This window comes from uncultured Porphyromonas sp. (genome assembly GCF_902489635.1).
Taxonomy (GTDB): Bacteria; Bacteroidota; Bacteroidia; order Bacteroidales; family Porphyromonadaceae; genus Porphyromonas.
The window spans coordinates 1-11,877 of the sequence record NZ_CABUAN010000050.1 but is presented as its reverse complement, the minus strand read 5'-3'; the positions used below and the strand labels follow the sequence as shown (position 1 = coordinate 11,877).

Here is an 11,877-nt window from a genome sequence, read left to right as displayed (position 1 = left end):
AGTACCATCTCAGTAATACCTTCCCAACTGTGTACTTTTTTCAGGAAGAGGACATACTATCCACGTGGGAAATCAAATTCCCACGTGGATATTTTTTATTTCCCAAGTGGAAAAGGAAAAATTCTTCGGAAGTTTCATTTCATTCCTCCGAAGTTTCATTTGATTCTTCCGAAGTTTTATTTCTCGCCTACGTGGGGAATTTTTATTTCTCACGTGGATATTTCGGATTCCCTACGAGAGAGTCGAATCAGAGGTACGATGTTAGAGAGTAGAGAGTGCTCGTGAGCTTTGCGAAATATACAGGGCTAACGCATTATATACGATGAGCTCATCTCCCTCTCTACTCCTCGCTTGTCGTCATCTGCAGCTCCTGACAGAGCGATTATAATGCATCCGCCCTAGCTGGGCAAATTCAACGCCGACGCGCTACAATAATTTAGATCCGGCTACATATCAAAACGGCACCATGTCGGGAAAAGTGATTTCCACGTGGAGATTTCGAAATATCCAGGTGGAGAATTTTTATTTTCCACGTGGGGAAGAAAAAATTCTTCGGAGGAATCAAATGAAACTTCGGAGGAAATGAATGACGCCCACGTGGAAAATAAAAAATATCCACGTGGAGATTTGAGATTTCCCACGTGGATATTCGAGAAAGGAAGGAATCGGACGAATTTCCCCGTAAAGATATGTAATTAGAGATTAGAGGTTAGAAGTTAGAGATCCGATCACTATGATAGCTCCGATGGTTTCGATAGCTAACAGCCAATAGCTAACAGCCAATCCATGGCTGACACATTATTATATATAGTGCCCTCATCTATGCCTCGCTTATTGCTCATGTGTAGTTCCTGATAGAGCGATTATAATGCATCAGCCCTGGCGAAATATAGGGTGTAACTTGCGCTGTAATGTTTTTTCCGTATATTTGCTCCCGTAAGGATGCTTCTAAATCACTAGATAAGCGTATTTGGCGATTATTAGGAGAAGCAACTTTAGAAAGACTCATAACTAATTAACAATCCTATAATCAACTAACAATGAAGAAAGTAATTCTATCACTCGTCACGCTGCTCGCAGCTACTACGCTCGCAACAGCTCAGATGCGCCCCACTATCAAGGTAGAGGCTGGTGCTAACTTCGCTAACCAGACGACCAAGGTCGACGACAAGTCAACCGATGGTAAGATGATGATCGGCTATCGCGCTGGTGTCGGTGCTGAGTTCGGCTTTGCTGATGGCTTCTACGTCAATCCTGGCGTATACTTCCTCAGCCGCGGTGCTAAGACCGAGGCTATAGAGCTGCTAGGTGCTAAGGCTGATGCAACTCTTTGGCTACACAACGTCGAGGTCCCTGTACACGTAGGATATCGCGCAGGTATCGCTCCCGACATGGCGGTCTCTATCCAGGCTGGTCCTTGGTTCTCTTACGGATTCCTCGGTAAGAGAGTTTACAAGGCAACCGGAGATGGTCTCGCTGCTGATGCTGCAAAGAAGATCGTTGACGAGCTCAACAAGGGTGACAACAACCCATACAAGGATGGCAAAGCTGTTAAGCAGAGCCTCAAGCCCTTCGACCTAGGTGTAGGTATGCAGGCTGCCTTCGAGTATCGTCAGTTTGGCGTTAACCTAGGCTTTGAGTATGGCCTACTCAACACATCCGCTGTTGAGAACGTGAAGGTCAACAACATGAACTTCTACGTAGGTCTAGGCTATCGCTTCTAATCATAGCGACCTAAATCGACTTCTCTAATGAAGCTTATGGGGCGACCTACTCAACTTGTGAGCGGGTCGCCCTTTTGTATCACACAACCCCTATTTTACTATGAAGAAAGTAATTCTATCACTCATCACACTGCTTGCAGCTACTACGCTCGCAACAGCTCAGATGCGCCCCACGATCAAGGTGGAGGCTGGCGCTAACTTCTCCAACATGACTGGCAAGGCGAATGGAGAAACGAATGATGGAGACATACTCACCGGCTACCGCATTGGTGGTGGTGTCGAGTTTGGCATCACAGATGGCTTTTACATTAATCCTGGGCTCTACTTCCTCAGCCGTGGTGCTAAGGCTACGGTCGAGCTCCCCAAGACGACGGACTACGCTATGAAGGTTGTCTCCTCTACATGGCTGCACAACGTAGAGATCCCTGTACATGTAGGATACCGCGTAGCTGTCGCTCCCAACATGGCGGTTTCTATCCAGGCTGGTCCTTGGTTCTCTTACGGATTCCTAGGAAAAGTCTCTCAGAAGACCAGGGTAACCGGAGAAGGTAAGATAGCTGATGCGGCTAGAGAGCTTGCCAAGGCGTCTGATGATGCTGTCAACAAGGGTGACAACAACCCATACAAGACAGATCCTAAGATCCTTAAGCCCTTCGACCTAGGTGTCGGCATGCAGGCTGCCTTCGAGTATCGTCAGTTTGGTGTCAACCTAGGCTTCGAGTATGGTCTACTCAATACCTCCGCTTTTGATGAGGTGAAGGTCAACAATATGAACTTCTACGTAGGTCTAGGTTATCGCTTCTAACATAGCGACCTAAACCTCTACTAGCTCTCAGGGTAGAGCTAGACGGTAAATACAAAGGCAGGCTCTCTGGTATGGTACCAGGGAGCCTGCTTCTGTATTTTCTCGGAGAGATTGGAAGTGTCGGAATGGTCGGAGCCAACGAATAGTCCGTCCTAGAGAACTGTGTCAAATGTTGATTTCAACGTGAGACCCCATTTGTGTAGGGGCGGACCTGTACGCCTTAGCGCCCTAGAGGACGACGCTCACGCTGACGTGTCGTAGCCTCCTCCTCGATACGCTTGATCGGGGGCTGATAGTCGGGGTAGTGCTCCTCCTTTTCGGCTGGCTTGATGTAGGCTAGCTCGTCGCCCTTGCGGACGGTCTGACCTTGACCTACACAAACCTCGATGAGCTTGCCCGTGAAGTTCGTATTGACACGCTCTATCTGACCAAATGGAGTCTCGATGTAGCAGAAAGGCTGACCCGTGACATACTCCGTGCCAGTGGCTGGAGCCATCGAGCCTTCGGTCGGATCGACCTCCCAGAGGACGGTACCGGTCGTTGGTGCAGGGATCATCTGCGTACCAGCACGCATAGCCTTCTTGATGTCGCTCTCGTCGAAGCCCTTCTTAGCTAGTGCATCAGCCTTAGCCTTAGCGAGAGAGTCCTCAAACTCACGACGCAGGTCGCCGCTCTTGTAGCGTCTGTACTGCTCGGGGTGCATAGCCAGCTCGAAGAGCTCCTCGTCGTCAGGTCCGAACTCCCAGCCATTTTCCTTCATCTCCTTGCGGAACTCATCCAGCGCATCGGGGTAGAACTGCTGTGGGTCAGCATCGGAAAACTCTAGGCCCTTCTCCTTGGCGAGAGCCACGAGCTCGGGATCTATCTTGCCCGGGATACGACCAGCCTTGCCGAGGATCATATTCCACATGTTCTGGTCTATGGCTAGCCAGCGTCCCTTGCCCTGCGTCATGTTGTAGACGTTCATCAGAGCGATGTTCTTGACATACTGGCTGAAGGGGGTAACTAGTGGGGGATAACCGACACGTGGCCATACGTAAGCGACCTCATTAAAGAGCTTGACCAGTAGGTCATCGATCGATAGCTCAGGCTGGTCGTGATTGCGCAGGTACATATTGATACCTGAGTGGACGCCCTTGAGGTCGGCCATCATGGAGCCCATCATACCGCCTGGCAGACCGCAACCGACTAGTAGCGAAGAGGTCTCCTTATTGGTCGAGCCCATAAAGTACCCGAGGAAGTCATCGATAAAGCTCTGAGTCATAGTACGAGCGCGCATGTAGGCGTCCATATTGATCTCAGGTACATCAAAGCCCGCATCGTAGAGCATCTCACGGATAGTGATCACGTCGGGGTGGATCTTACCCCAAGAGATAGGCTCCATGGCAACGTCTATGATGTCAGCGCCGTTTTCGCACACCTCTAGCATAGAGGCTACAGAAAAGCCTGGGCCCGAGTGTCCGTGATACTGAATGATCGTGTCGGGGTGCTTAGACTTGATCGACTTGACGAGCTGCCCGAGGAAGTGTGGACGACCGATGCCGGCCATATCCTTGAGACAGATCTCGTCAGCGCCAGCCTCGATGAGCTTGTCGGCTAGCGTAGAGTAGTACTCGATCGTATGTATCGGTGAGTAGGTGATACAGAGTGTCGCCTGAGCGGTCATGCCCGCCTCCTTGGCATAATGTATGGAGGGGATGATGTTGCGCGGGTCGTTGAGACCGTCGAAGATACGTGTGATGTCTACCCCCTGCGCATGCTTGACACGGTACATCATCTTGCGGACGTCGGCCGGTACGGGGTACATGCGTAGTCCGTTGAGACCACGGTCTAGCATGTGTGTCTTGATGCCCGCCTCGTTGAGCGGCTTGGTGAAGGCGCGTACAGCGTCATTAGGGTTTTCGCCAGCGAGTAGCTTGACCTGCTCGAAGGCTCCACCATTCGTCTCGACACGAGCGAAGCAACCCATCTCGATGATGAGCGGTGCGATCGCTGCTAGTTGCTCAGCGCGTGGCTGGAACTTGCCTGAGGATTGCCACATATCTCTGTATACGAGGCTAAACTGAATCTTTTTCTTTGTTGCCATATCTAGTGTATCTGTTGTTTTACCTACAAGGCTTGATGTGTCACCACCTGACCTCACCCACAAAGATACATATTTTACTCACATATAGGGATCGTCTTTACGCTTTTCTCAAGAGAGACATCTGAGGAGAGTGCCAGGCAGAGGAGAAAGAGCATCCCGATGAGGTACTCGGGGAGGTAGCTGACGAGGTCTACATTGCAGAGGATGATCCAGAGCGAGATCACAACGATGAGGGCACTATGGTGTCGCTTACGAGCTATCCAGAGCATGGAGCCGAGGAGCGAGAGCCAGAGCAAGAGTCCGATGATGCCACTCTGCACGAGCGTCTGCATATATTGATTATGAAAGTGGAAGAGATGTGGCTCTTCAGCAGTCCCGAAGGGTAGCGTCTGCAGTAGCGTGTAGGCGTAGTCTAGTCCACCGCCGATCAGTATGGGTACCTCATGCGCTGCTTGATAACTAACCAGTAGCGCATCGTTGCGTACCGTGCCATCGAGATAGCCATGCATGAGATAGGGTGAAGTGGTGTAGACGAGCGTCAGGAGGAGAGCTCCCGAGAGTATGACGTAAGCAGCCAGGCGACCCGTATGCTTGACTCCTTGTATCCGTGCTGTGATCTGATAAAGGAGCGCATACCCACCGACAGCGACAGCCATGAGTAGCAGGTAGCGCGCTTGCAGGGCATAGCCGTAGAGGACGATGGCGAGTAGCACAGCGTAGGCGTGGAGGCGCAGAGTGCGCTCACGACTACAGATACTCATCACGACGGGGATCAGCAGGTAAACGCCTAGATAGGTGTAGTGCGTGAAGGTAAAAGGCATCAGCATGTGGGAGCTATCGGTAACGAAGCCCGCCTCGTTGAGGTAGCCCTTGTTGAGTGTGAGCGTGATGAGCGGACTGGTGCCACAGCTGATCAGGACGCTGTAATAGAAGATGAGGAAGACGACCAAGTAGACCCATGCGATGCGCAGAGCTACTTGCCAAAAGCTCTGCGTGAGACGCTCCGACGGACCACTATATATGAGGAAGTAGAGGGGGATCGCAAGTAGCCAGATTTCGCGGCTCCAATAGTCGAGCGCAATCTCTTTATTTGCGGACCAGCCAACGGCAACGACCACTGTATAGAGGATATAGAGCATAGCCGTGAGAGCCAAGGGAAAGACAATGCGCTGGCGGAGTGGACGACAGAGGCTCGCTCGCTCCTCCCAGCGGTTGTCCACGATCATCCCGATGAGGAAGAGCGTCTGCAGTCCGAGGTAGCTATCGACCACCCCGAGCAATAGATTGGCATAGCCTAAGCCAAAGCAGAGGAGGGGAACGAAGTGATGCCGATAGTCGAGCTTTGCTCCAGCAGCACGGGTCTCCCCTTTTGCCACAAACCACGGCAATAGTACTGCGCCAATGGAGAGGATCACAGCGACCGTCAGCAGTAGGGGCTGGTAGGTCAGTATGTCTCGAGCCAGTAGCGTCTCGGGCGTGCGGTGAGGATAAGCTCCCGTGAGGGCGACGACGAGGGCGACGACAAGGGCTACCGCTACGACGATCAGCAGGAAGTAGCGAGAGGCAAAGCGTGCCAGGCGACTGGCGAGAGCGCACTCTCTGGCGATGGCGGTGTGTGAAGGCATCAGCGTACTATAATGATAAGTCGTCGCATCGTGGTGAGTAGACCATCTGCGGGAAGTCGTGCGGATCAAAGCGCCAGCGCTTGTGGCTCCAGAGCCAGCGGTGGGGTGCTAGGCGAATGTTTTCCTCTAGCAGTGTCACATAGTCGTCGACGAGCTGATGCTGTAGCTTGTCGGTCGGATGCTCACAGAGCAGCCGGAAGGTGCCGACCCATTGCTTAGCCTGGTCGTCATGACGTATCTCATAGAAGAGGATCGGTATCTGCAGCTTGATGGCTAGGTGACTCCACCCTGTGACAAAGGGTGTGGTACGCCCGAAGAGCGACGTAGCATAGCGCACCTGCTCGTAGTCAGGCGATTGGTCGGCTAGTAGGCAGTAGATCTGCATACGCTCATCGGTCTGTTCGCTGCGATGACGCACCATCGTACGAGCCAGCTGCATCATCTCAATGCACTGGGCGTAGTGCTGCTCCCGCATCTCATGGGTGAGCTGATCGGCGACGGGATTGTGCAGTCGCTTGTAGATGACATGCAGCTGATAGCGACTCTGGTCTAGGTGTAGTGCCGAGGAACCCATCAGCTCCCAAGGACCAATGTGCCCCAAGAGGACGAAGAGCTGTCTATGTCCCGCCTCGTAGAGCTGATCCAGTAGCTCCGTCTGCTCGAGACGAAAGAGCTGGCGCACCTGCTCGTCTGAGCCGTAAGCGTAGTGCGCCTCGTGAAGCATGAGCTCCGCAAGATGATGGTAAAAGCTTCTGCCGACCTCCTTTTGCTCAGCAGGCGAGAGATGTGTGAGGGTGAGGCGAATGTTTTCCTCTACCACCTGACGTCGGTACTTAAAGAGATGATAGAGCAGCCAGTCGAGGGTAGGGACTAGTACGCGATCAACAAAAGAGCGGGGCAAGCGTGCCAAGCCCCGCAATGTAGAGCGCATCAGCCGAAGCCGTAGTCGCTGCCATCGTGTGAGCTGGTTACTCTGCGCCATCGTCCATCAGATCGCTATAGTCCTGGTAGAGGAAGTCGTTGTAGGGGTAGCGCTGTATGTGGATCTCCTTGACACGCTCGTAGAGGAGCCGTCGCAGCTCGTCCATCCCCTCGCCTGTACGTGCCGAGATGAAGGTACAGTCGTTGCCCATGCGCGCCATCCAGCTCTTCTCCAGCTCCTCCCGTGTGCGGTTGAGCTTGGTCGCGGGTGTCAGATCGTCAGGATCTTTGGGAATATGCTGGTAAGCATCGATCTTGTTGAAGACAAGTATCTGAGGTTTGTCGCCCAGAGCGTCAATCTCTCGGAGTGTCTCGGTGACTACCGCTATCTGATCTTCGAACTCCGGGTGCGAGATGTCTACAACGTGCAGGATGAGGTCTGACTCGCGTACCTCGTCGAGGGTACTCTTGAACGACTCTACCAGCTGTGTCGGGAGCTTGCGTATGAAGCCCACCGTGTCGGCTAGAAGGAAGGGGAGGTTTCCCAAAACAACCTTGCGAACGGTCGTGTCGAGCGTCGCAAAGAGCTTGTTTTCGGCAAAGATGTCGCTCTTAGCGAGGACATTCATCAACGTAGACTTACCCACATTGGTATAGCCAACGAGGGCGACACGCACCATCTTGCCACGGTTCTGTCGCTGTACGCTCTTCTGCTTGTCGATCTTCTTGAGCTGCTCCTTGAGCTGTGAGATCTTGCGCAGGATGATCCGTCGGTCGGTCTCTAGCTGCGTCTCACCCGGGCCACGTAGTCCGATGTTACCACCACGCTGCCGCTCGAGGTGCGTCCACAGTCGGGTCAGACGCGGGAGCATGTATTGGTACTGCGCCATCTCTACCTGCGTCTTGGCGTGAGCCGTCTGTGCTCGCGTGGCAAAGATGTCGAGGATGAGCGAGGTGCGGTCGAGGATGCGTATGCCTAGTTGTCGCTCTATGTTGCGCAGCTGATTGGGAGCCAGCTCATCGTCAAAGATGGCCAGCCCCACTTCATGGGCAGAGACATACTCGGCGATCTCGTCGAGCTTGCCTTTGCCCACAAAGGTGGCGGGGTGCGGCGTGTCAAGACGCTGTAAGAAGCGCGCCACAGGCTCTGCACCCGCAGTCTCTGAGAGAAAGGCTAGCTCATCAAGATACTCCTCCGCCTGCGTCTCCGACACGTCGGGAGTAATGAGCCCCACGAGGATCGTGCGCTCACTCGATTGAGAAGTCTTGATAAACTCTTTCATACAGAGGGCTAATAGATCGCATACGACTTCTCACGCATCGCCTGATCATCGGCAAAGAGATGTACCCAGGGGATCTTTGCCGCAAGGAAGTTGGCGGGATAAGCCTTCGCCTCGGGGAGTAGATTGATAATGTGTCCCACAGCGTGGCGCACATCCTGTCCGAGTGCAAGGAAGACCAGTCGCTTAGACTCTTCGAGTGCCTCGAGCGTGATGGTAACCAGCTGACGCTGCTTGCCCTGCTCGGTGGTCATCTCGTTAGGCGCGAAGACGTCATCTGAGATATACAGCTCCACCTGGTCGGGATAGACCCCAGCGAGGTGACCATCCACACCCATCTCGAGGAGGGCTAGGTCAAACTGCGGACGACCGTCTAGATGGCTTACACGCTCCGCTACATGCTGCTGCAGAGCGGTCGCAGCCTGTGCGGGCTCTTGTGCAGCCTCCTCCACAGCGTGGATATGCTCCGCGGGGATCTGTAGCGGATCGAAGAGCAGACGCTGTAGCAGCGTGCGATGCGCTAGATCGGCTTCGCCCAGCTGCTCGTGAAGGAGGTAGAAGTGTACCCGCTTCCAGTCGATACGACTGCGCCAAGGCTCTGAGGTGAGTGCCTTGGCTAAGATCTCCGCATGCTCCTCTAGTGAGAGCGCTAGATGAAAGTCGCCTTCGGTCGCCTCAACGGCTTCAGCGATAAACTGTGCGAGCTGCGTCGTGACTAGCTCAGGGGTACTGTATTGATGATAGTTCATAGAATATATGCTAGGTTAGTAGTTATAAGATAAAGTGTTGTGACCATCATCCTTAGTAGGCAGTTACTCCTCCCAGATGATGTCATCTATGAGGTCGTGATCCTCCTCTACTTTCAGCTTCGGTAGCGGGTTATCAGGATCATCGTCCTCTTGTGTCGTGCGGTCGTTGAGTGGTTGGCGCAGGATCTCGTTCGGGTCATGTAGCGAGGGGGCATTGATCTCTCGCCATATCAGATCCTTCAGCTCGGTCAGTCCTCGCTGTGCCACGGCAGAGATAAAGATCGTCGGTACATCCTCGGGGAGCGTCTCCGAGACCAGATCGATAAGCTCGCTGTCTGCCATGTCTATCTTGGTGATCGCTAGAATGTGTCGCTTGTCGACTAGTCCTGGGTTGTACTCCTCCAGCTCACGGCATAGCATCCGATACTCGGCGATGATGTCGGGGCTGTCGATAGGCACCATAAAGAGCAGGATCGAGTTGCGCTCGATGTGTCTGAGGAAGCGAAGCCCCAGCCCCTTACCCTCGGCGGCACCCTCGATGATGCCAGGAATGTCCGCCATGACGAAGGAACGGTTGTCACGATAGGAGACCATCCCTAGGTTCGGTTGTAGCGTGGTGAAGGGATAGTCCGCAATTTTAGGCTTCGCAGCTGAGAGTGCTGCTAGGAGCGTCGACTTACCCGCATTGGGTAGCCCGACCAACCCCACATCGGCCAACGTCTTGAGCTGCAGCACCACGAGACGCTCCTGACTTGGTTCGCCAGGCTGTGCGTAGCGGGGTGCTTGATTTGTCGAGGTCTTGAAGAAGTTATTACCCTTGCCTCCACGTCCGCCAGGGAGGAGGAGGTGCCGCTCACCATGCTGCGACACATCTAGGATAAACTCACCCGTCGTGGCGTCATGTACGCTCGTCCCGCAAGGCACCTCGATCACAATGTCTGGCGCATCGGCGCCCGTCTGAAGCTTAGCACCGCCCGCCTCGCCACTCTCGGCGATGATATGACGATTGTAGCGCAGGTGTAGGAGCGTCCAGTAGTTTTGGTTGGCCTCTATATAAATGCTACCGCCACAACCACCGTCACCTCCGTCGGGACCACCCTTGGGGATGTACTTCTCACGACGAAAGTGTGCCGATCCTCTCCCGCCCTTGCCCGAGCGGAGATAGATCTTGACGTAGTCTACAAAGTTGCTCTCACCTGCCATTGGTTTACTTGTTGTGCTGTAAGCTCTTGTCTATCGATACGAAGATAGCCTCCGTGATCTCCTCTATGGAGCCGGCGCCAGGCACCTCGTAGTGTACCCCCTTGCGGTGGTAGTAGTCTACGATCGGGAGTGTGCGCTCATTGTAGACGCGTATGCGGTCAGCAATCACCTCGGGTGTGTCATCGGCACGCCCCTCGATCTTAGCACGATTGAGTAGTCGTGTACGTAGCTCCTCTTCGGGCACCTTGAGCTCGATCAAGCAATCCACGCTCGTCTTATCCTTCTCTAGGAGTGCATCGAGTGCCTCAGCCTGTGCTACCGTACGGGGGAAGCCATCGAAGATAACTCCCTCTATGCCCTCGGGCAGGTGGTGCAGCTCATTGGCTATAAGGTCGATAATCGTGTCGTCATCTACTAGATGCCCCTGGGAGATGATACTCTGTACGCGCTTGCCCAGAGGAGACTGGCGAGCGATCTCCTGTCGGAGTAGATCGCCTGTAGAGATATGCTCTAGGTGGTAATGCTGCTCGATGAATTGGCTCTGTGTACCCTTGCCAGCACCTGGTGCGCCGAAGATTATTACGTGGATCATTGCTTTTAGATAGAACTTGGTTTAGATGGTCTCTGTGGACCGTATGATTATTCCTGTATGATTACTCTTTAAGTATATAGATGTCATCGAGCATACGCCCCAGCTCGTTGTAGTCGAGGCCGTGTCCGACGATGAAGCTGTTGTGGATCTCCATCCCCACATAGTCGGCATGGATAGGACACTGGAGCGCCTCGGGCTTGAGTAGCATAGTGGCTATGCGTACCTCAGCAGCACCGTCGGCAAGAAACTTCTCCTTGAGCTTCATCATCGTAAAGCCCGTGTCGATCAGATCCTCTATGACGATGACCATGCGACCCGCTAGCGGTGCTGTCACGGGCATCACCTCCTTAAGCTGGTAAGTGCTCCCCATGCCAGAGTAGCTGGAGTAACGTGCGAAGGCAACCTCCGCAGAGGTGTTGATCGCCTGCAGTAGCTCTGCGGCAAACATGAAGGAGCCGTTCATAATGCAGACGAAGAGTGGATCACGTCCCTCTGTGTCTTGGCGTATCTGCTCCGCTAGTCGCCGTGAGGCTGCACGCAGCTGCTCTCCCTTGATGTATGGTACAAAGGTCTTGTCGTGTACTATAATCTCCTGATCAGTCATAGTGAAAATAACAAGCTGGCGGTCTCTCATAGCGGAGGCCGCTTCTTTTTTATTGTAGTGAGTAGCACAAAGGTACAAAAATAGGTGATGCACCACCTCACTCCCTTCGACACCCCAAGGCAAATTCAATGCTGGCTTGTTACAATAATTTAGAACTGACTACATATCAAAACGACGCTATGTCGGAGAAAAGTGATTTCCACGTGGATATTTCGAAATTTCCACGTGGAGAATTTTTATTTCCCAGGTAGGAAAGAAAAAATTCCTCGGAGGAATCAAATGAAACTT

11 protein-coding genes are annotated in these 11,877 nt (G+C 53.3%); 3 read left to right on the top strand and 8 right to left on the bottom strand.

The annotated features are described in order from the left end of the window. The 3 genes from RDM37_RS07965 to RDM37_RS07955 all read left to right on the top strand — a co-directional run. A partial coding sequence (locus RDM37_RS07965; RefSeq protein WP_308556551.1) for a hypothetical protein occupies window positions 1-272 on the top strand: 272 nt, incomplete at its 5' end. Window positions 273-1,040: 768 nt separating this feature from the next. Then, window positions 1,041-1,724 (top strand): porin family protein, encoded by a 684-nt coding sequence (locus RDM37_RS07960; protein WP_308556549.1) that lies wholly within the window; start codon window positions 1,041-1,043, stop codon window positions 1,722-1,724. Window positions 1,725-1,824: 100 nt separating this feature from the next. After that, complete coding sequence (locus RDM37_RS07955; protein WP_299369575.1) at window positions 1,825-2,529, top strand: porin family protein; 705 nt, start codon at window positions 1,825-1,827, stop codon at window positions 2,527-2,529. 220 nt (window positions 2,530-2,749) lie between these two features. Here the strand turns inward: RDM37_RS07955 and RDM37_RS07950 are convergent, their stop codons facing one another. From RDM37_RS07950 to RDM37_RS07915, 8 genes are all read right to left on the bottom strand, one after another. Then, a complete protein-coding gene (locus RDM37_RS07950; protein ID WP_299369579.1) occupies window positions 2,750-4,615 on the bottom strand; it encodes an oxaloacetate decarboxylase in 1,866 nt (621 codons plus the stop codon). A 74-nt stretch (window positions 4,616-4,689) separates the two neighbouring features. Then, window positions 4,690-6,240 (bottom strand): polymerase, encoded by a 1,551-nt coding sequence (locus RDM37_RS07945; RefSeq protein WP_308556547.1) that lies wholly within the window; start codon window positions 6,238-6,240, stop codon window positions 4,690-4,692. Between the two features lie 7 nt (window positions 6,241-6,247). Continuing rightward, window positions 6,248-7,222 (bottom strand): lysophospholipid acyltransferase family protein, encoded by a 975-nt coding sequence (locus RDM37_RS07940; protein WP_308556545.1) that lies wholly within the window; start codon window positions 7,220-7,222, stop codon window positions 6,248-6,250. Next, window positions 7,209-8,444, bottom strand: a complete 1,236-nt coding sequence (gene hflX, locus RDM37_RS07935; protein ID WP_308556543.1) for a GTPase HflX — start codon at window positions 8,442-8,444, stop codon at window positions 7,209-7,211. The genes RDM37_RS07940 and hflX overlap by 14 nt, the downstream gene beginning before the upstream one ends. 8 nt (window positions 8,445-8,452) lie before the next feature. Further along, complete coding sequence (locus RDM37_RS07930; protein ID WP_308556541.1) at window positions 8,453-9,190, bottom strand: 6-phosphogluconolactonase; 738 nt, start codon at window positions 9,188-9,190, stop codon at window positions 8,453-8,455. Window positions 9,191-9,253: 63 nt separating this feature from the next. Continuing rightward, on the bottom strand, window positions 9,254-10,393 hold the full coding sequence (gene obgE, locus RDM37_RS07925) for a GTPase ObgE (protein ID WP_308556539.1): 1,140 nt from the start codon (window positions 10,391-10,393) through the stop codon (window positions 9,254-9,256). Window positions 10,394-10,397: 4 nt separating this feature from the next. Then, entirely contained in the window at window positions 10,398-10,985 is a 588-nt protein-coding gene (locus tag RDM37_RS07920; RefSeq protein WP_308556537.1) for an adenylate kinase, read from the bottom strand. 61 nt (window positions 10,986-11,046) lie between these two features. After that, window positions 11,047-11,589: a phosphoribosyltransferase family protein gene (locus RDM37_RS07915; protein WP_308556534.1), complete on the bottom strand. Its 543-nt coding sequence runs from the start codon at window positions 11,587-11,589 to the stop codon at window positions 11,047-11,049. Window positions 11,590-11,877: the final 288 nt, after the last annotated feature.